The organism is Novosphingobium sp. AAP93, from assembly GCF_001296055.1.
In the GTDB taxonomy this organism is placed as follows: Bacteria; Pseudomonadota; Alphaproteobacteria; order Sphingomonadales; family Sphingomonadaceae; genus Novosphingobium.
Genome location: NZ_LJHZ01000019.1, coordinates 142,129 through 161,568 on the forward strand (window position 1 = coordinate 142,129; position 19,440 = coordinate 161,568).

At 66.5% G+C, this 19,440-nt stretch carries 16 protein-coding genes; 11 read left to right on the forward strand and 5 right to left on the reverse strand.

The annotated features are described in order from the left end of the window. Positions 1–82 precede the first annotated feature (82 nt). On the forward strand, positions 83–2,578 hold the full coding sequence (locus IP83_RS04450) for a TonB-dependent receptor (protein WP_054121000.1): 2,496 nt from the start codon (positions 83–85) through the stop codon (positions 2,576–2,578). Between the two features lie 55 nt (positions 2,579–2,633). On the opposite strand, the gene IP83_RS04455 is transcribed toward IP83_RS04450, so the two are convergent. From IP83_RS04455 to IP83_RS04465, 3 genes are all read right to left on the reverse strand, one after another. Beyond that, positions 2,634–3,470 (reverse strand): AIM24 family protein, encoded by an 837-nt coding sequence (locus tag IP83_RS04455; protein ID WP_054121001.1) that lies wholly within the window; start codon positions 3,468–3,470, stop codon positions 2,634–2,636. A gap of 74 nt (positions 3,471–3,544) precedes the next feature. After that, positions 3,545–5,581, reverse strand: a complete 2,037-nt coding sequence (locus IP83_RS04460; RefSeq protein ID WP_054121002.1) for a bifunctional diguanylate cyclase/phosphodiesterase — start codon at positions 5,579–5,581, stop codon at positions 3,545–3,547. Further along, the gene (locus tag IP83_RS04465) at positions 5,578–6,138 is read right to left on the reverse strand and encodes a heme NO-binding domain-containing protein (RefSeq protein ID WP_231624900.1); all 561 of its coding nucleotides are present in this window, start codon (positions 6,136–6,138) and stop codon (positions 5,578–5,580) included. Before IP83_RS04465 ends, IP83_RS04460 begins: the two co-directional genes overlap by 4 nt. 266 nt (positions 6,139–6,404) lie before the next feature. Between IP83_RS04465 and ahpC the strand changes: the two genes are divergently transcribed. From ahpC to IP83_RS04500, 7 genes are all read left to right on the forward strand, one after another. Continuing rightward, positions 6,405–6,968 (forward strand): alkyl hydroperoxide reductase subunit C, encoded by a 564-nt coding sequence (gene ahpC, locus IP83_RS04470; RefSeq protein WP_054121004.1) that lies wholly within the window; start codon positions 6,405–6,407, stop codon positions 6,966–6,968. Positions 6,969–7,153: 185 nt separating this feature from the next. Continuing rightward, positions 7,154–8,704 (forward strand): alkyl hydroperoxide reductase subunit F, encoded by a 1,551-nt coding sequence (gene ahpF / locus IP83_RS04475; protein WP_369816994.1) that lies wholly within the window; start codon positions 7,154–7,156, stop codon positions 8,702–8,704. Positions 8,705–8,885: 181 nt separating this feature from the next. Beyond that, positions 8,886–9,401 carry a MarR family winged helix-turn-helix transcriptional regulator gene (locus IP83_RS04480; protein ID WP_054121006.1) on the forward strand — a complete coding sequence of 172 codons (516 nt, stop codon included), beginning with the start codon at positions 8,886–8,888 and terminating at the stop codon, positions 9,399–9,401. A gap of 84 nt (positions 9,402–9,485) precedes the next feature. Continuing rightward, positions 9,486–9,890 carry a cytochrome c family protein gene (locus IP83_RS04485; protein WP_054121007.1) on the forward strand — a complete coding sequence of 135 codons (405 nt, stop codon included), beginning with the start codon at positions 9,486–9,488 and terminating at the stop codon, positions 9,888–9,890. 205 nt (positions 9,891–10,095) lie between these two features. Further along, on the forward strand, positions 10,096–11,394 hold the full coding sequence (locus tag IP83_RS04490; RefSeq protein ID WP_054121008.1) for a sugar MFS transporter: 1,299 nt from the start codon (positions 10,096–10,098) through the stop codon (positions 11,392–11,394). A gap of 64 nt (positions 11,395–11,458) precedes the next feature. Further along, complete coding sequence (locus IP83_RS04495) at positions 11,459–11,917, forward strand: Rrf2 family transcriptional regulator (RefSeq protein WP_054121009.1); 459 nt, start codon at positions 11,459–11,461, stop codon at positions 11,915–11,917. 61 nt (positions 11,918–11,978) lie between these two features. Next, positions 11,979–12,785: an outer membrane protein assembly factor BamD gene (locus tag IP83_RS04500; protein ID WP_054121010.1), complete on the forward strand. Its 807-nt coding sequence runs from the start codon at positions 11,979–11,981 to the stop codon at positions 12,783–12,785. A gap of 24 nt (positions 12,786–12,809) precedes the next feature. Here the strand turns inward: IP83_RS04500 and IP83_RS04505 are convergent, their stop codons facing one another. After that, positions 12,810–13,874 (reverse strand): glycosyltransferase family 1 protein, encoded by a 1,065-nt coding sequence (locus IP83_RS04505; protein ID WP_054121011.1) that lies wholly within the window; start codon positions 13,872–13,874, stop codon positions 12,810–12,812. After that, positions 13,871–14,755 carry a UDP-2,3-diacylglucosamine diphosphatase gene (locus IP83_RS04510; protein ID WP_054121012.1) on the reverse strand — a complete coding sequence of 295 codons (885 nt, stop codon included), beginning with the start codon at positions 14,753–14,755 and terminating at the stop codon, positions 13,871–13,873. The genes IP83_RS04505 and IP83_RS04510 overlap by 4 nt, the downstream gene beginning before the upstream one ends. A gap of 219 nt (positions 14,756–14,974) precedes the next feature. On the opposite strand from IP83_RS04510, the gene recN reads away from it, so the two are divergent. The 3 genes from recN to ligA are packed head-to-tail and all read left to right on the forward strand — an operon-like array spanning position 14,975 to position 19,436. Then, positions 14,975–16,651 carry a DNA repair protein RecN gene (gene recN / locus IP83_RS04515; RefSeq protein WP_054121013.1) on the forward strand — a complete coding sequence of 559 codons (1,677 nt, stop codon included), beginning with the start codon at positions 14,975–14,977 and terminating at the stop codon, positions 16,649–16,651. Next, positions 16,648–17,331, forward strand: a complete 684-nt coding sequence (locus IP83_RS04520) for a GNAT family N-acetyltransferase (RefSeq protein WP_054121014.1) — start codon at positions 16,648–16,650, stop codon at positions 17,329–17,331. Before recN ends, IP83_RS04520 begins: the two co-directional genes overlap by 4 nt. Beyond that, positions 17,331–19,436, forward strand: a complete 2,106-nt coding sequence (ligA, locus tag IP83_RS04525) for an NAD-dependent DNA ligase LigA (protein ID WP_054121015.1) — start codon at positions 17,331–17,333, stop codon at positions 19,434–19,436. The genes IP83_RS04520 and ligA overlap by 1 nt, the downstream gene beginning before the upstream one ends. The last annotated feature ends 4 nt before the right edge of the window (positions 19,437–19,440 follow it).

Below are 19,440 nucleotides of genomic sequence, written 5' to 3' on the forward strand. Positions count from 1 at the left end.
CCTGATCCACTACCCTTAACTTCATTCACAATCGCCAACCGGACCACCGGAGGCATCGTGACCCTCATCCAAAGGATTGACGATGACTTTGCGTGTCCTGCTCCTCGGCGGAGCGGCGATCCTGCCGCTTGCCGCCGCCACTCCGGCCTTTGCTGCCGAAACCGCTCCTGCAACCGACGCTGCCGCGCCTGCTGACCAGACCACCTCGGTCGGCACCGGCCAGTCCGACAACGACACCATCGTGGTCACCGCGCGCCGCCGGGCCGAGACCGCGCAGGATGTGCCGCTCGCCATTTCGGTCGTCGGCGGCGATCACATCGACGCGACCGGCGCGTTCAACGTGGGCCGCCTCCAGCAGCTCACCCCCACGCTGCAGTTCACCTCGTCCAACCCGCGCAACACCTCGGTGAACATCCGCGGCCTCGGCGCGCCGCTCGGCCTCACCAACGACGGCATCGAGCAGGGCGTTGGCATCTATGTCGATGACGTCTACATGGCGCGCGTCGCGTCCTCGACCTTCGACTTCCTCGACGTGAAGCAGATCGAAGTGCTGCGCGGGCCGCAGGGCACGCTCTACGGCAAGAACACGACCGCCGGCGCGATCAACATCACCAGCCGCCAGCCTTCGTTCGACACCGAGGGCCGTGTCGAACTGAGCGGCGGCAACTACGGCTTCTTCCAGGGCAAGGCGGCGGTCAACACGCCCTTGTCCGATACCGTCGCGGTGCGTCTGGCTGGGTCATACACCCGTCGCAATGGCACGATCTACAACGTCACCTCCAAGCTCGACGTCAACGCGCAGGACAACCTCGGCCTGCGCGGCCAGATCCTGTGGAAGCCGTCCAACGGCGTCGAGTTTACGCTGGCAGGTGACTTCAGCCGGCAGAATCCCGCTTGCTGCACCCAGCTCCACGTGCGCGTCGGCGCCACCCAGCGGCCGCTCAACCGCCAGTACGAGGCGCTCGCCGCCGCCCAGAACTATGCGGTGCCGAGCACCAATCCGTTCGACCGCGTCACAGACGTCGATACGCCGCTGCGCGCGAAGAACAAGATCGGCGGCGTCTCGCTCAGGGCAAAGATCGATACGGGCATCGGCACGATCACCTCGGTCACCGCATGGCGCTTCTGGGATTGGGACCCCTCGAACGACCGCGACTTCCTCGGCCTGCCGATCACCGCCAAGTCGCAGAATCCCTCGCAGCAGGATCAGTATTCGCAGGAACTGCGCCTTTCGGGCGAGACGGGCAAGCTGGGCTACACCTTGGGTGCTTTCGGTTTTTACCAGAAGATCACCACGCAGGGCCTGCAGCAGCAGGGCGCAGCCGCCAGCCGCTGGCTGATCGCGCCGAGCAACGCCTTGTCGCGTGATCCGACCGTGCTCGACGGGCTGACCGCCAACAACGCCATCAGCTTCAAGAACACCAGCGCCGCGATCTTCGGAAAGTTCACCTACAAGCTGACCGATACGTTCTCGATCCAGCCCGGCTTCCGCCTCAACTACGACAAGAAGGAAGGCAACTACAACTCGGTCGTCACCGACAGCGCTGGCAATCTTGTGGTGTTCGAATTTGATTCGGCTGGAAGGACGCTTAACAGCGCTCGCGAACGCGCGCAGCTGGCGGTGCTTGCCCCGCAATCGTTCAAGGCGAACTTCAGCGACTGGAACTTCTCGGGCGACGTCACCGCCGCGTGGGATGTCACCCGCGACATCCACCTCTACGCAACCTATGCGAAGAGCTTCAAGACGGGCGGCATCAACCTCAACGGCGTGCCTGCCGATGCCGTGACCGGCGTGCCGCTGCTCGATCTTGCCACGATCAAGCCGGAATCGGTCAATCACTACGAAGTGGGCATCAAGACCCAGTGGTTCGGCCGCAAGGTGACCTTCAACCTATCGGCCTTCCGCACCGATATCGGCAACTATCAGGCGCAGGTCTCGAACTTTGCGGTGGGCCTGATCCGCGGCTACCTCGCCAATGCGGACAAGGCGCGGTCGCTGGGCGTGGAATTTGATGCTTCGTTCCGCCCGAGCGAGCGCTTCAACGTCTACGGCAACGGCGCCTATACCGATGCCAAGTTCGTGAAGTTCACCAATGCGCCGTGCCCGCCGGAGCTCTCGGGCGGCACCGCACAGCCGCTCGATGCGAACGGCGTGCCCACCGGCCCGACGGCCGCGCCCGGTACGCCCGGCATCAGCCCCGCACAGTGCGACATTTCGGGCTCGCGCCTCCCCGGTGTCTCGAAGTGGGCGTTCTCCTATGGCGCCGAAGGCAACGTCCCGGTCACGCTGCTGGGCAAGGAAGGCCAGGTCTACTTGGGCTTCGACGGCAGCTACCGCTCGTCATGGTCGTCGAATGCCAGCCCCTCGGCCTATACCAATGTCGATGGCTATGCGCTGTCGAACTTCCGCCTCGGCTTCCGGACGGAAAACGGCATCGATGTCTTCGGCTGGGTCCGCAACGCGTTCGATGTGAACTACTTCGATCAGCTCGCGGTCGCGCCCGGCAGCACCGGTCTGATCGTCGGCAATGTCGGCGATCCGCGCACGTTCGGCGGCACGGTCAAGCTCACGTTCTGACCAAGGCGGGTGAGGGGAGGTGCCCGCAGCGCCTCCCCGCATCCGAACCCGCCGCTCAGCGGTTCCCGTCGATGAAGTCTCCCAGCACGCCCAGCGCCGAGCCTTCACCCCGGTTCTGCCCGCCGCCCGGCATGGCCGCCGCCAGCATCCGCCCGGCGAGCCGCGCAAACGGCAGCGACTGGATCCACACTTTGCCCGGCCCCGTCAACCGCGCGAAGAACAGGCCTTCGCCGCCGAACAGCACGCTCTTCACGCCGCCCGCGCCGATCAGGTCGAAGGTCACGCCCGGCGTGTAGGCGGCAAGGCAGCCGGTATCGACATGGAGTTCCTCGCCCGGCGCCAGCGTCCGCTCGGTCAGCGTGCCGCCCATCTGCACGAAGACCCAGCCGTCGCCTTCCAGCTTCTGCATGATGAAGCCTTCGCCGCCGAACAGCCCGGTCATGATCCGGCGCTGGAACGCGATCCCGATGCTCACCCCGCGTGCGGCACACAGGAAGCTGTCCTTCTGGCAGATCAGCGTGCCGCCCAGATCCGAAAGCTTGAGCGGCAGGATCGCGCCGGGGGTGGGGGAGGCAAACGCCACGCGCGCCTTGCCGTGGCCGGTATGGGTAAACACGGTGGTGAACAGGCTCTCGCCCGTCAGCAGGCGCTTGCCCGCGCCGAGCAGCTTGCCCATGAAGCCGCCGCCTTGATCCGCGCTGCCGTCGCCGAACACGGTGGTCATCTCGATCGAGCCGTCCTTCCACACGAAGGCCCCGGCTTCGGCCACCGCGCTTTCGCCGGGATCGAGCTCGATCTCGACGAATTGCAGCTCCTGACCCTTGATCTCGAAATCGATATCGTCGGCAATGCCCGCACTGCGGGTGTGGCTCCAGGGACTGTTCATGGCCATCGGCGGCTCCTTGCTGCGGCTGGTGACGGTACTGGCGCCATCATAGCCGGTCCCGCCGTCTCCGCAGAGGGTTTTTACGCAGCCGATGCCGTTCCTTCCGGCCAGACCAGCGCGAAAGCGCTCGCTTCATCCAGCGGCCGGCCGAGATGATAACCCTGGCCATATTCGCAGCCCATCTCGCGCAGCGAAGCGCCCTGTTCCATCGTCTCGATTCCTTCGGCCACCACCGAAAGGTTGAGATTGCTGGCGAGGTCGAGGATCGCGCGGATGATCTTGCGGCTCTTGGGATCGTCCATCGAGGCGATGAACGAGCGGTCGATCTTGAGCGTGTCGAACGGCAGGTTCTGCAGATAGCTCAGCGAGGAATAGCCGGTGCCGAAATCGTCGAGGCTCGTCTTCACCCCCCAGCTGCGGACCTGTTCCAGCACTTGCCGCGTCTGGTCGGGATCGATGATCGCCACGCCCTCGGTCACCTCAAGGCGCACCAGTTCGGGGGGCACGCCGGTCTCCAGCAGAACGCGCTGGACGTGCGAGGAAAACGTGGGCTGGAGGAACTGCTGCGGCGCGATATTGATGCTGATGTAGGGCAGCTCGCCGGGATCGAGGCCCTGCGCGGTCATCTCGGCATGGAGCCGCGCCATCGCGTTGCAGGCCTGCCGCAATACCCAGTCGCCGATGAACACGATAAGCCCGCCTGCTTCGGCCGCCGGAATGAACCGCCCCGGCTCGACCAGACCGCGATCCGGGTGATTCCAGCGGATCAGCGCTTCGAAACCGCGCAGCTTTCCGGTGTTCGCGCCCGCCTTTCCCAGCGCGAAGATCGGCTGGTAATAGAGCGTGAACTGCTTCTCGCGGATCGCATCGCGCAGCTCGCTTTCCAGCGCCATGCGGTTGCGCCGCTCGTTGCCGAGGCTTTCCGAGAATGTCACCACGCCGCCGTGGCCGCCAGACTTGGCCTCGTACATCGCAAGGTCCGCATCCTGCCGCAGCTGCTCCACCGAGCAATAGCTCGTGCCGCTGTGGGCGATGCCGATCGAAAGCCCGACGTTGACGTATTCGTCCGCCACCAGGATCGGTGCTTTCAGCGCATCGATCAGCGCACCCGAAAGGTCCATGGCGATGGCCGGATCGGGCAGGGCATCGAGCACAACGACGAATTCGTCACCGCCCACTCGCGCCAGAGTTGCTCGCCAGCTCGCCTGATCGCCGCGTCTCCGGCCGCCCATCCGCGCGGTGATCACGCTGTCGAAGCGCCGCGCCGTCTCGATCAGCACGATATCGCCGGCATGATGGCCATACTTGTCGTTGATCGCCTTGAACCCGTCGAGGTCGATCACCAGCACGGCAAGGCCCTCGCGGCTTTCCGGGAGGCGCTCGAACGCCGCGCGCGAGCGTTCGTCTAGCAGCGTACGGTTGGGCAGGCCGGTCATCGCATCGTGCAGCGCATCATGAAGCAGGGTCGCGCGCGCGCGCTCGCGCTCGATCACCCGGGCAAGCTGCGTCGCGGCTTGAGTCACCGTCAAAAGGATCGCGTCCTTGTCCAGCATGGACGTATGCGAGAAGAATTCGAGCACGCAGACGATCTCGTCGCCGATCAGCACCGGAAAGCCGCAGGCGGAACGTACCCCGCAACAGGCTGCGGCGATCCGGCGGCAGGCATGGGCGGCAAGTTCGGTCTCGTCGATCCAGTGCGGGTGGCCATCGCGCAGCACGCGGCCGGGCAGGCCTTCGCCGCGGGGGAACGTCCGATCCCGCGTCGCTTCTACCAGCGGGAACAGCTTCGCCGGTTCCGCGGTATACCACGCGTCGCAGGAAACCGCCGCGCCGCCGCCCTCGACGCGGTAGGCCGTGCCGAAGGCCCAGTTCATGTGCTCGCAGATTTCCTTGAGCACTTCGCCGATGGCTTCGCTGAAATCGTTTGAACGATTGGCGCAATCGGTGATCCGCTGCAGCAGCGCGAGCCGCACCTGGCTTTCGTACAGTTCGCGCAAGCCTCGCTCGGCGATCGCCTCGGCCTGCAGCCGCCCCTCGCGTTCGCGCTGGACGAGGCGTTCGAGCCGCTCGACGGCCATCGCCGCATCATCGGGGAGGGGGATCGCTTCCTGCTTCACGGGTTCCAGTCCAGCGCGATCCGGCACACGGGATGGCCATCCAGCATGCAGGAGAGGTGCTCGATGGCCACCCGGTCGCCGTAGTGATCCGCCGCGCCCTCGATGAAGCCGTGCGCCAGTCGGCACATGCGCCGCGGAGACTTGTAGGCAAGGCCGGTGCGGCCATCGTCCAGATCGTGGAAATGGAAATGCGGGCAGCCGGCTCCGGCATTGAGCTTGCGGATTTCGGGATGGATGATGTCGTTGATGCTCGCCACGAACGATTGCGCGCTCTTGTGCGGCGTGAAGAACATCTCGTAGCGTTCGTGGAGCAAGGGAATGGCGCTGCGCCCGAACCAGCGCAGGACCTCGCCCGCGCTCAGCCCCAGCGCGGTGGAGGCGGCGTCGACAAGCCGCACCACCTCGCTGTCAGGATAGCTGCCAAGGGACGTATAGGCGCCTTCCAGCCCCGCCATTTCGAGCAGGCTGTCCCACGCGAGCAGGCCATGCTCGCGCACCACGGCATCCTCGAGGAGGTTGAACACGACGCCCTTCATCGCTGCACAGACTTTCCGCATGTTTGTTGGGTGCGGGAGATGCCATCAGGCCGGTGCGCGGCGTGTGAAACGGGCTATCGGGCGCTTTGCCTATTGCCGAACACGAAGGCGCTAACCATCTTTGCGGCGGGCGGAAGCGCGGTCGTGATTGATCGATCCAATCAATCAATACGCTCAGGATTGATCATTAGCGCCGCGCACCGACTCGCGCTAAAGGCGCGCCAGCCACACCGGCTAACCCCATTCATGCGGACCATTCCGGCCCGCGATCACAAGGAAGCGAGCGCATGTCCCTGCTGAGCACCCCGATCAAGCCCTTCGCCAACACGGCCTACAAGGAAGGCAAGTTCGTCGACATCACCGAAGCCGATATCGCCGGCAAGTGGGCGGTGTTCTTCTTCTACCCGGCCGACTTCACCTTCGTCTGCCCGACCGAACTCGAAGACCTCCAGGATAACTACGCCGAGCTGCAGGGCATGGGCGTCGAAGTGTTCGGCGTCTCGACCGACACGCACTTCAGCCACAAGGCCTGGGCGGACAGCTCGCCGGCGATCGGCAAGATCACCTACTACCTCGTCGGCGACCAAAACCACACGCTGACCAATGCCTTCGACAACCTGCGCCCCGGCGTCGGCCTCGCCGATCGCGGCACCTTCGTGGTCGATCCCGATGGTATCATCCAGCTGATCGAGATCACGCCCGAGGGCGTGGGCCGCAACGCTGCCGAACTCGTGCGCAAGATCAAGGCCGCCAAGTACTGGCGCGAGCACCCCGGTCAGGTCTGCCCGGCCAAGTGGGAAGAAGGCAGCGAGACCCTCGCGCCCTCGATCGACCTGGTTGGCAAGATCTGATGACCTGATGCGAGAGCGCCGGCACTCCCCCCGCACGGCCTCTCGCACCCCGCCGGGCGGCGGTTTCTCCTCCCCCCTCTGCCGCCGCCCGGCCCCTCGTTTCCATGCAGCTCCCCTTCGCGCGCCGGTGATGCCACCCCCGCGCCGGACGCCGCACGCCTCCTCAAGGACTCTCCGCCATGTCGCTGCTCGATGCCGCCACGACCGCCCAGCTCAAGACCTATCTCGGCAATCTGCGCCGTCCGATCGAGCTCGTCGCTTCGCTCGGGGAAGGCCAGAAGAGCGCCGACACGAAAAGCCTCGTCGAGGAGATCGCCGCGCTCTCCCACAAGGTGACCGCCCGCTTCGACGGCACCGACGCCCGCAAGCCCAGCTTCGCCATCGGCGCGGCGGGCGAAGAAGCCCGGGTGCGTTTCGCCGGCCTGCCGCTCGGCCACGAATTCACCTCGCTGATCCTCGCGCTGCTCCATGTCGGCGGTCATCCGCCCAAGGAAGAAGCGGACCTGCTCGAAACCGTGCGCGGCCTCGAAGGACCGCTGCACTTCGAGACGTTCTTCTCACTGACCTGCCAGAACTGCCCGGACGTTGTGCAGGCGCTCAACATCATGGCCGCGCTCAACCCCCAGGTCACGCATGTCGCCATCGACGGCGCGCTGTTCCAGGATGAAGTCGAAGCCCGCAAGATCATGGCCGTGCCGCAGGTGTTCCTGAATGGTGAGCCGTTCGGGCAGGGCCGCATGGATCTCGCGCAGATCGCCAGCAAGATCGACACCGGCGCGGTCGCCCGCGCGGCGGAGAAGATCGCCGCCAAGGAGCCGTTCGACGTGCTCGTCGTCGGCGGCGGCCCGGCCGGCGCGGCAGCGGCGATCTATGCCGCGCGCAAGGGCATCCGCACCGGCGTCGTCACCGAGCGTTTCGGCGGGCAGGTGCTCGACACCATGGGCATCGAGAACTTCATCTCGGTCCAGCACACCGAAGGCCCGCGCCTTGTCGCGCAGCTGGAACAGCACGTGAAGGACTACGATGTCGACGTGATGAACCTGCAGAAGGCCGTCAGCCTCAAGCCCGCCAACGGCGACGGCCTCGCCACGGTCGAGCTCGAAAGCGGCGCAAGCCTGCGCGCAAAGACCGTCATCCTCTCCACCGGCGCGCGCTGGCGGCAGATCGGCGTGCCGGGCGAGGAGGAATACCGCAACAAGGGCGTCGCCTATTGCCCGCACTGCGATGGCCCACTCTACAAGGGCAAGCGCACCGCGGTGATCGGCGGCGGCAACTCGGGCGTCGAGGCGGCGATCGATCTTGCCGGTATCGTCGCGCACGTCACGCTGATCGAATATGACAGCGAACTGCGTGCCGACGCCGTGCTCCAGACCAAGCTGCGCAGCCTGCCCAACGTCACCGTGATCACCTCGGCGCGCACCACCGAAGTGACCGGCGACGGCGAGAAGGTCACCGGCCTCGTCTACCGCGACCGCACCACCGACGTGGAGCACCGCGTCGACCTCGAAGGCGTGTTCGTCCAGATCGGCCTTGTCCCCAACACCGAATGGCTGCAGGGCGCGCTCGCCATGACCAACTACGGCGAGATCGAGATCGACAGCCATCTCGCGACCAGCCTGCCCGGCGTCTTCGCGGCGGGTGACGTCACGACCGTGCCCTACAAGCAGATCGTCATCGCCATGGGCGAGGGCTCGAAGGCCGCACTCTCCGCCTTCGACTACCTGATCCGCCATTGAGGTCGACCTGAAGCCCCTCTCGCATGCGGGAGGGGTTTGGGGTGGGCAAGGGCCAAGCACAGCACCCACCCTGTAAATCCCCCGCGTTTCACGCTGCACTGCGACAAAAATTTGCGTCCTGACTTCCGCCGACGTAAGGAAACCGTCGCAATCCGCCTCAGCGAGACAGAAAGGCCACCCCTTGTCGATCGAGACAACGCGGTCCAATGACACTGCGACGCGCCCGGTGCCGCTCAGTCGGCAGGCCGCCACGCCCGAACTAGACCTCGACGGGCTCGACCGCATTCTCGGCATCCACGTCGGCTCGATCAACACGCTGCTCGTCTCGCGGATCGAGCGCCAGCTTGAACCGTTCAAGGTCACGCCCAAGCAGGTCGCGATCCTCTGGCTGGTCAACGCCAATCCCGGCGTCAAGCAGTCCGACCTGTCGCGCTTCTTCAAGATCGAGCGGCCGACCGTGCACCAGTTCGTCCGCCAGCTCACGCTCAACGGCCATCTCGTCTCGGAACCTTCGAAGCTCGATCGCCGCGCCGGAGGCCTGTGGATCACCGAGACCGGCACCGCCACGCTCACCGCCGCGCGCGAGATCATCTTCACCGATGAAGCCGATCTGCTCAGCCCGCTGACGGCGGACGAGCAGGCCGAACTCTACCGGCTCATCATCAAGGTCTATCTTTCCGCACCGAACCGGACCTGAACCTTTCGGGCCGGCGAACAACACATTAAGCTCGGATACAGGACGCCGGTCCTAAAAGGTCGGGGTCAGACAGGGGAGTTTCTCATGGCAATTTCGAAGACTGGTCTTGGTTTCACGGCTTTCGGCGCGGTCACGCTCGCGGCACTCGCCGCAGCCACGGCGGCGCAGGCTGCCCTTCCGGCGGGCGATGCGGCCCGTGGCAAGACGGTCTTTGCCCGTTGTGCCGCCTGCCACGATCTCAATACCGGCGCGATCCGCCTCGGCCCCAGCCTCAAGGGCGTGATCGGCCGCAAGGCGGGCACGTTCGCCAACTTCAGCTACTCGGCCGGCATGAAGAGCAAGGGCGTGACCTGGGGTCCGGATACGCTCGACCAGTTCCTCACCGCGCCGATGAAGTATGTCCCCGGCACGCGCATGGCTTTCCCGGGCCTCAGCAACCCGCAGGACCGCGCCGACGTGATCGCCTACCTCAAGGCCGCGGCGAAGTAACAGCGCGCTGATAACGTTCACTTTTGAGCCCCGCTCCGGCCCGATCGGAGCGGGGCTTGTCGTATAAGCTCCGGAGAATGGGGGACTCCTGTCCACCCCGGCGATACGTATGCGCCGCATATGCAGGTGGACTTTCCTCCCATGCTTGGCACAAACAGGGCCAGCAAGGCCGGCGGATAATCGGCTGCAAGGAGAGTTAGACCCCATGGCCATGGCCCCGACAGCCGCTGCTGATTCCGCTTCCGCGTCCGATTCCGGCAATATCGATGCCCCCGAACTGCGCGTCTTCGTCATGGCGCTGTTCTTCCTGTTCGGCGGAATCACGTCGCTCAATGATGTGATCATCCCGAAGCTCAAGGACCTCTTCACGCTCAACTACACCCAGGCCATGCTGGTGCAGTTCTGCTTCTTCACCGCCTATTTCGTCGTCGGCGTCCCCGGCGCGGCGCTGGTCAAGCGGATCGGGTACATGCGCGGTGCGGCGGTGGGCTTGCTGACGATGATGGCGGGCTGCCTGCTGTTCATTCCCGCCTCGCAAAGCGCGCTCTATGTGCTCTTCCTCCTCGCGCTGTTCATTCTCGCCAGCGGCGTCGTGCTGGTGCAGGTCGTCTCCAACCCGCTGATCTCGCTTCTCGGCCCGGCAAAGACTGCCAGCAGCCGCCTGACCTTCGCGCAGGCGTTCAACTCGCTCGGCACCGTGCTGTTCCCGCTCGTCGGCGCCAGCCTCATCCTCGGCCAGATCAAGGACGTGAAGGCCGATCAGCTCGTCGGCCCGGCGCTCGATGCCTATCGCGTCACCGAGAGCCAGCTGGTCGTCAACACCTACATCGGCCTCGCCGTCAGCCTCGCGCTGGTCGCCGCTGTCGTCTGGGCCAATCGCAACCGCCTGAAGGGCGAGCGCCACGAGGAAAGCTCGCTCTCCGCCAGCTTCGCGCTCCTTTCGCGGCCCCGCTTCGGCTTCGGTGCGCTGTGCATTTTCCTCTATGTCGGTGCCGAAGTCTCGATCGGCTCGATCATCGTCAACTATCTCGCGCAGCCCACCGTCATGGGCCTCACGCACGAGGCGGCGGGCGGCGAGATCTGGAAGTACTGGTTCGGCGCAATGGTCGGCCGCTTTATCGGCTCGGCGCTGCTGCGGGTCGTCAGCCCGGGCAGGACGCTCGCGGGCTGCGCGGCTGGTGCGATCGCGCTGCTGGCGATCTCGACGCACACTTCGGGCCTCGTCTCGGCATATAGCCTGCTCGCCATCGGCCTGATGAACTCGATCATGTTCCCCACGATCTTCACGCTCGCCTGCGAAGGCCTCGGCAAGCGCGCGGCGGACGGGTCAGGCATCATCAACGTCGCGATCTTCGGCGGCGCGGTCGTCCCGCTCGCTACCGGCGCGCTCGCCGATGCGACTGGAAGCCTCACCCTGGCGCTGGTGCTGCCCGCGCTGTGCTATGCGGTGATCGTGGCGTTCGGGCTCTATGCGGTGCGTCCGGTCGAGCCGCTTGAAGGGTAAACGGCGGCGGGGGTAATTCTACTCCCGGCGTTGACATTCGGCAGTCCCCGGCCAAATTGGGGACATGCTTTCGCAGAAGACGCGATACACGATCCGCGCTCTCCAGCACCTTGCCGATACCTTCGGGCAGGGGCACGGTCCGGTGCGGCTCGACGCGATTGCCGAAGCGCAGAACATCCCGCGCAAGTTCCTCACCGTCATCCTCTCGGAAATGGCGCGCGAGGGCATCGTGATTTCGCACCGCGGGCGGGAAGGGGGCTATGAACTCGCGCTTCCGCCCGTCGACATCCGCTATGGCGATATCATCCGGCTCACCCGCGGCAGCCTCGCGCTCACGCCTTGCGCCAGCCGCAACGCGCACGAGACGTGCAACAACTGCCTGCCTGAAGCCGAATGCCGCCTGCGCGGCCTGATGCTCCAGCTGCGCGACGAGATGGCGGCGATGCTCGACCGCATCACGCTCGCCGATCCGATCACGCTCGAACCGCCGTTCGAGGAAGCCCCCACAGAAGCTGCGCAATAGGTCCGGCAAAAGCTGCGAACTTCACTTGGCGTTCATTCGCCTGCTGGCTATAGCACCCGGCATGATCCCGCCTGTCACTGGTCGCAGCCCTTTGCGCCTTCTCGCACTAGCCTCCGCCACCGCCTTGCTCGGACTGACCGCAGGCTGCGCCGGTACCAAGGCCAAGAAGGACGTGGCCTATGTCGCGCGCGACGTCGATACGCTCTACGCCGCCGCCAAGGACCGACTGGACAAGGGTGACGCGAAGCAGTCCGCCGCGCTGTTCGATGAAGTCGAACGCCAGCACCCCTATTCGCCCTGGGCTCGCCGTGCGCAGCTGATGAGCGCGTTCAGCTACTATGCCGCGCGCGATTATGCGAAGTCGGTGCAGTCGGCGCAGCGCTTCCTGTCGATCCATCCGGGCAACAAGGACGCGCCTTACGCCTACTACCTCGTCGCGCTGTGCTATTACGAGCAGATCAGCGACGTGACGCGCGACCAGAAGATCACCCAGCAGGCGCTCACCGCGCTGACCGAAGTGATCCGACGCTATCCCAACACGACTTACGCCATCGACGCGCGGCTCAAGCTCGATCTCGTCAACGATCACCTTGCCGGCAAGGAAATGGAGATCGGCCGCTTCTACCAGCGCAGCGGCAAGTGGCTCGCCTCCGCGCTCCGCTTCCGCACGGTGATCGACAAGTATCAGTCGACCAGCCACACGCCCGAGGCGCTCTACCGCCTCGTCGAAAGCTATCTCGTGCTTGGCCTGCCAGAGCAGGCGCAGAAGTCCGCCGCCGTGCTCGGCGCGAACTATCCCGGCAACGAGTGGTACGAGCGCGCCTACAGCCTGATGAACAAGAAGGCGCCCGGCACGACCGCCAGCTGAGCCCCGGCTCCAACGCGGGCCTGATCAGGCCGCCTTGCTCGCGGTACGATTTCGGGCGGCGCTGCCCAGCGCACCGAGGAACTGATCGGTCGCGCATTCCCAGCTGTAGCTGCCGCCGTAAGCCGCAGCCGCCTCGCGGTTGCAGGTGAGCGCGGCAGAGATCGCCTTCGCCAGATCCTCGTCCAGCGCGCCGACCGGTTCGGCCAGACTGCCGTCCGGCCCAAGGCCGCCGGGGCCGACCACGTCGATGGGGCCGGGCACCGGATAGGCGGCAACCGGCAGCCCGCAGGCCATCGCCTCGATCATCACGAGGCCGAAGGTGTCGGTCCGGCTCGGGAAAACGAAGACGTCCGCCGAGCAATAGGCCTGCGCCAGCGGCGCGCCGGAAAGCGCGCCGAGGAACTTCGCATCGGGGTAGCGCGCGCGCAGCTGCGCGAGGTCGGGGCCGTTGCCAACGATGACCTTGGTGCCGGGCACATCGGCATCGAGGAACGCGCCGAGGTTCTTCTCGACCGCGACGCGGCCGACATTGAGCAGGATCGGGCGCGGCAGATCGGCGAGCACATCGAGCGGCGCATGCTGCGGATGGAACAGGCTTGCATCGATTCCGCGCGACCACAGCCTTGCCTGGGTCAGGCCGTGCCCGGCCAGTTCGGTCAGCAAGGTCTGGGTCGAGGCCAGCACCGCGTGGCTCGAGGAATGGAAACGCCGCATGATCGGCCAGAAGCGGTCCGGGCTGAGGCCGGTACGCACCGCCGCATATTCGGGGAAGCGGGTGTGGAAGGCGCTGGTGAACGGCACGCCGTTCGCCTTGCACCAGCCGCGCGCCGCCCAGCCGATCGGGCCTTCGGTGGCGATGTGGACGATGTCCGGATCGAAATCGCGCAGCATCCGCCGGGTGCGGAAGCGCGGCAACATGGCGAGGCGGATTTCCTTGTAGCCCGGCAGGCCGAAGGTGAAGAACTGGTTCGGCGTGACCAGCATCACCTCATGGCCGCGCGCGGTCACATGTTCGATGGTGGTGGCCAGCGTCCGGACGACACCGTTGACCTGCGGATGCCAGGCATCGGTGCACAGCGCAATCTTCATGCCTCTTCCTTGATCCGCGAAGCTTCGGCGGCGCTGTCCTTGGCGGTCTTGGCGAAGGCTTCCTCGAAGCAGATCGCCGCCCAGTCGACGATGCTGATCGCGCCTGCATGGTCCTCGACCAGCGCGGTGCAGCTTTCGACCCAGTCGCCGTCGTTGTAGTAGGTCACCTCGCCGATCTGGCGGATTTCCGCGCAGTGGATGTGTCCGCAGACCACCCCGTCGACGTCCATGTCGCGCGCCGCGTGGGCCACCGCTTCCTCGAACGCGCAGACGAACTGCACCGCGTTCTTCACCCGCTTCTTGAGGTAGGCGGAGAGCGACCAGTAGGGCAGCTTGAACCAGCGACGGACTTTGTTGAACCAGCGGTTGGCGCGCAGCAGGAAGGCGTAGGCCTGGTCGCCGAGGAAGGCGAGCCAGCGCGCATAGAGCACCACGCCGTCGAACTTGTCGCCGTGCGTCACGAGCAGGCGGCGGCCGTCGGCGGTCGTGTGCACCGCCTCCAGCGCGATCTCCACCCCGCCGAAGCTCATGCCCGCATAGGGCCGCAGCATCTCGTCATGGTTGCCCGCGATCAGCACCACGCGCGTGCCGCGGTGCGCCATCTTGAGCACGCGGCGCACCACTTCGTTGTGCGCATCGGGCCAGTACCACCCGCGCGAAAGCCGCCAGCCGTCGACGATGTCGCCGACCAGATAGAGCGTCTCGCACTCGATCGAGGCGAGGAAATCGAGCAGCATGTCGGCATTGCAGCCGCGCGTGCCGAGGTGGATGTCCGAAACCCAGACCGTGCGCACCTTGCGCTTGGGCCGGAAACCGCGCGGCTCGGGCAGATCGAGCCAGGCAGGAATGGACTTGGCAAGTTCGGTCGCCGGGGAGGACATTCCCCAGGCCTGTGCGCGGCGTGTCATCCCGAAATCCCTATCAGTTTGCTAACTGAGCCGAATCCCTGTCACAATCCCGTGTCGCTCACGTTGCACTCTGTCACACCAATGTCACGCAGGGGCCTGTTTCCCGGGCTTATCCACAAGTTTGCCAACATCGTGCGTTCTCTTTGCGAGCATGGTGACGCGGCGCGGCGGACTGGGTAAGGATCGCTGACGATGCTTACCGGGCTTTCCATTCGCAATGTGGTCCTGATCGAAGCGCTCGACCTTGCGTTCGGGCGCGGGCTCGGCGTGCTCACCGGCGAGACTGGGGCGGGCAAGTCGATCCTGCTGGATTCGCTCGGCCTCGTGCTGGGCGACCGCGCCGACGGCGGCCTGATCCGCGCCGGCACCGATGAGGCAAGCGTCACGGCGACGTTCGAGTTCGCCGCACTGCCCGATGCGCTGCGCACTGCGCTGGCCGATGCCGAGATCGCGGTGGAGCCGGGCGAGCCGCTCATCATCCGCCGCCGCCTGCGGGCCGAAGGCGGCAATGCGGTGGGCAGCCGGGCTTTCGTCAACGATCAGCCAGTCAGCGTCGCCCTGCTGCGCGAGCTCGCGCGCAGTCTCGTCGAACTCCACGGCCAGCACGATGACCGCGGCCTCGTCAACGCGCGCGGCCACCGTTCCCTGCTCGACCGCTATGCCCGCGCCGACGTGGCGGACGTCACCGCTGCATGGGACAAGTGGCGCGCTGCGGAAAACGCGCTTGCCGAAGCCGAGGCACGTCTCGCCGCCGCCTCGGCCGAACAGGACCTCCTCGTCGCGCATCTCGCCGAACTCACCTTGCTCGCGCCGGAAGTGGGCGAGGAAGCGGAACTGGCGCAGCAGCGCGCGGGCATGCAGAAGGGCGAGCGCCTTTCGGGAGATCTGGCTGAACTCCAGCACCTCTGGTCCGGCTCGGATTCCGCGCTTGCCTCGCTGCGCAGCGCCTCGCGCCGGCTCGACCGTATCGCGCACGAGCACCCGCTGCTCACCGAAGCGATGGAAGCGCTTGACCGCGCCGTGATCGAGGCGAGCGAGGCGGAGGACAAGCTCGAGAAGGCCGCCGAGGCCCTCGCGCACGATCCCATGCTGCTCGACCGGATCGAGACGCGCCTGTTCGATCTGCGGGCCGCCGGCCGAAAGCACGGCTGCAGCGTCGACGAACTGCCCGCCCGCATGCTGGAAATGCGCGCCGCGCTCGATCAGATCGAAGGTGGGGAAGCCGCCATCGCTGGCCTCACCCGCGCCGCACAGGACGCCGGGCTCGACTACCGCGCCAAGGCCGAAAGCCTCTCGGTCGCGCGCGCCGAAGCAGCGCGGCGGCTCGATGCGGCAGTCGCGGCGGAACTCGCGCCCCTGAAGCTCGATGCCGCCCGCTTCCGCACCGCCGTCGTCCGCCTGCCGGAAGATCGCTGGGGCCCGCAAGGCGTCGATGCCGCCGAGTTCCTCATCTCCACCAACCCTGGCGCGGATTTCGCCCCGCTCGCCAAGATCGCCTCGGGCGGGGAACTCTCGCGCTTCATCCTCGCGCTCAAGGTCGCGCTGGCGGAAGAGGGCGGCGCCGCCACGGTGATCTTCGACGAGATCGACCGCGGCGTCGGCGGTGCGGTGGCCAGCGCCATCGGTGAACGTCTGGCGCGGCTCGCATCGAACGGCCAGCTTCTCGCCGTCACCCACAGCCCGCAAGTCGCCGCGCGCGGCACGGCGCATTACCTCATCGCCAAGTCCTCCGAAGGCACCGTCACGCGCACTTCGGTCGTCCAGCTCGATGCCGAGGGGCGGCAGGAGGAAATCGCGCGGATGCTGTCCGGCGCCGAGATCACCCCCGAAGCGCGCGCACAGGCCGAACGTCTGCTCGAACAGGCATGACCTCCCACCCGCTCGACCGCCCGATCTGGTCCCTGCTCAATGGCCCGCAGGCTTCGCTTGCCGTGGCCACCGGCACGGTCTGCCGCATCGATCCGACCTACGGCCCTTTCGCCGCCGCCGCGCCCGGCCATGAAGCCGAACTTGCCGGCCTTCTCACCGGCGCCGACGACGAGATCTGGCTGGTCGAGGCCGAAGAGCAGGCCCCGCCGCCCGGCACCCGGACCTTGCGCACCGCCCCGCTGCTCCAGATGATCGCCGACGGTCAGCTCGAATCGCACCCGATCGATCCCGAGCTCATCCTCATGACCGAAGCCGATGCGCCGGAAATGACCGCGCTCGCGCTGGAAACCCAGCCCGGTCCCTGGCGCTCGCACACCCATCGCTACGGCCCCTACTACGGTTTGCGCGAAGAAGGCCGCCTCATCGCCATGGCCGGCGAGCGCATGCGCCCCGCGCCGGGCCTCGCCGAACTGAGCGGCGTCTGCACCGCGCCCGACCGCCAGGGCAGGGGCCTCGCTGGCCGCATGATCAAGCGCGTGCTGGCGGGCTTCCTTGAATGCGGCGACACCCCGTTCCTGCACAGCTACGCCCACAACACCCACGCGATCCGCCTCTACGAAACGCTCGGCTTCCGCGCGCGCATTTCGCTGGTGGTGACCGTGCTGGGGAGAGCAGAGTGATGCCTGATATCTCCGAAGCCGATGCCGCCAACGAACTGATGCGCCTAGCGAGGCAGATCGCGCATCATGACCGGCTCTATCACGCGCAGGATGCGCCCGAGATCAGCGACGCCGAGTACGACGCGCTCGTCCGCCGCAATGCGGAGCTCGAAGCGGCGTTCCCGCACCTCATCCGCGCGGACAGCCCCAGCCGCAAGGTGGGCCATGAAGTCGCCGCCTCGCCGCTGAGCAAGGTCAACCACGAGGTTCGCATGATGAGCCTCGACAACGCCTTCTCGGACGAGGAAGTCGAGGAATTCGTCGCCCGCGTCCGCCGCTTCCTCGCCTTGCCGCCCGAGGCCGAAGTGCCGATGACCGCCGAGGACAAGATCGACGGCCTCTCCTGCTCGCTGCGCTACGAGAACGGCCACCTCGTCCGCGCCGCCACACGCGGCGACGGGCAGGTGGGCGAGGATGTCACCGCCAATGTCGCCCATATCGCCGATATCCCGCAGACCCTCAGCGGCGATGCCCCCGCCGTGTTCGAGATCCGCGGCGAGGTCTATATGGCCAAGGCTGATTTCGCCGCCCTGAATGCCGCGCAGGAAGAGAAGGGCGACCGGCTCTTCGCCAACCCGCGCAATGCCGCCGCCGGATCGCTGCGCCAGAAGGACGCGAGCGTCACCGCCAGCCGCCCCTTGCGCTTCCTTGCCCATGGCTGGGGCGCGGCGAGCCATGTCCCTGGCGCGACGCAATTCGATGTGATGCAGCAGATCGCCGCATGGGGCGTGCCCGTCTCGCCGCTGCTGGTGCGCTGTCTCTCGGTCGAAGCCATGGTCGGGCACTTCCGGGCCATCGGGGCGCAACGTCCGTCGCTGCCCTATGATATCGACGGCGTTGTCTACAAGGTCGACCGGCTCGACTGGCAGGAGCGCTTGGGCTTCGTCGCCAAGGCGCCGCGCTGGGGCCTTGCGCGCAAGTTCCCGGCGGAACGCGCCGAAACGGTGATCGAAGCCATCGACATTCAGGTCGGTCGTACCGGCAAGCTCACTCCCGTCGGTCGTCTGCGTCCGGTGCTTGTGGGCGGCGTCACCGTCACCAATGTCACGCTCCACAACCGCGACGAGATCGCCCGGCTCGGCCTGCGCGTGGGCGACCGCATCGTGCTCCAGCGCGCGGGCGATGTGATCCCGCAAGTCGTCGACAACCTGACGCGCGAGGAACCGCGCGAGGCCTATCACTTTCCCGATCACTGCCCGGAATGCCAGTCCGAAGCCGTCGCCGAAGAAGGCGAAGTCGATGTGCGCTGCACCGGCGGCCTGATCTGCCCGGCCCAGCGCGTCGAGCGCCTGCGCCACTTCGTCAGCCGCGGCGCGCTCGATATCGAGGGGTTGGGCGAGAAGACGATTGTCGAGTTTTTCGGCCTCGGCTGGCTGGAAAGCCCTGCCGATATCTTCCGCCTCCACCGCCGCCGTGCCGAGATCGTCGGGCGCGAGGGGTGGAAGGACAAGTCTGTGGACAACCTGTTGGCAGCGATCGAGGCCAAGCGCAGCCCCGATGCAGCGCGGCTGCTGTTCGGGCTCGGCATCCGCCACGTGGGCGCGGTGACAGCGCGCGACCTGATAAAGCGGTTCACCACGCTGCCGGCGCTGCGCGCCGTAGCAGAAGCCGCCCATTCCTCCCCGGAACGGGGAGGGGAACCACCGAAGGTGGTGGAGGGGCACGATGAGACCGAACACGCCCGCGCCGAACTCCTTTCCATCGAAGGCGTCGGCCCCGTCGTGGTCGAGGCGCTGGGCGACTTCTTCCACGAGCCGCACAACGTGGCGGTGTGGGACGACCTCTTGAGCGAAGTCTCGCCACCGGACTACATCGTCGAGACGAAAGCCAGCGCCGTTGCGGGCAAGACAGTCGTCTTCACCGGCAAGCTCGAGACAATGAGCCGCGACGAGGCCAAGGCACAGGCCGAAGCACTCGGCGCGCGGGCAGCCGGTTCGGTATCCGCCAAGACCGATCTGGTCGTGGCCGGTCCCGGCGCCGGTTCCAAGCTCAAACAGGCCGCCGCGCTTGGCATCGAAGTGATCGACGAGGCGGCCTGGGCCGAAATCGTCAAGGCAGCGGGGTAAGGCG

What these genes read in the sequence shown, in the direction of transcription:
- IP83_RS04450 (WP_054121000.1), top strand. Translation starts at nt 83, where the DNA reads ATGACTTTGCGTGTCCTGCTCCTCGGCGGAGCGGCGATCCTGCCGCTT.
- IP83_RS04455 (WP_054121001.1), bottom strand. Translation starts at nt 3,470, where the DNA reads ATGGCCATGAACAGTCCCTGGAGCCACACCCGCAGTGCGGGCATTGCC.
- IP83_RS04465 (WP_231624900.1), bottom strand. Translation starts at nt 6,138, where the DNA reads ATGCGGAAAGTCTGTGCAGCGATGAAGGGCGTCGTGTTCAACCTCCTC.
- ahpC (WP_054121004.1), top strand. Translation starts at nt 6,405, where the DNA reads ATGTCCCTGCTGAGCACCCCGATCAAGCCCTTCGCCAACACGGCCTAC.
- IP83_RS04485 (WP_054121007.1), top strand. Translation starts at nt 9,486, where the DNA reads ATGGCAATTTCGAAGACTGGTCTTGGTTTCACGGCTTTCGGCGCGGTC.
- IP83_RS04490 (WP_054121008.1), top strand. Translation starts at nt 10,096, where the DNA reads ATGGCCATGGCCCCGACAGCCGCTGCTGATTCCGCTTCCGCGTCCGAT.
- IP83_RS04495 (WP_054121009.1), top strand. Translation starts at nt 11,459, where the DNA reads ATGCTTTCGCAGAAGACGCGATACACGATCCGCGCTCTCCAGCACCTT.
- IP83_RS04500 (WP_054121010.1), top strand. Translation starts at nt 11,979, where the DNA reads ATGATCCCGCCTGTCACTGGTCGCAGCCCTTTGCGCCTTCTCGCACTA.
- IP83_RS04505 (WP_054121011.1), bottom strand. Translation starts at nt 13,874, where the DNA reads ATGAAGATTGCGCTGTGCACCGATGCCTGGCATCCGCAGGTCAACGGT.
- IP83_RS04510 (WP_054121012.1), bottom strand. Translation starts at nt 14,755, where the DNA reads ATGTCCTCCCCGGCGACCGAACTTGCCAAGTCCATTCCTGCCTGGCTC.
- recN (WP_054121013.1), top strand. Translation starts at nt 14,975, where the DNA reads ATGCTTACCGGGCTTTCCATTCGCAATGTGGTCCTGATCGAAGCGCTC.
- IP83_RS04520 (WP_054121014.1), top strand. Translation starts at nt 16,648, where the DNA reads ATGACCTCCCACCCGCTCGACCGCCCGATCTGGTCCCTGCTCAATGGC.
- ligA (WP_054121015.1), top strand. Translation starts at nt 17,331, where the DNA reads ATGCCTGATATCTCCGAAGCCGATGCCGCCAACGAACTGATGCGCCTA.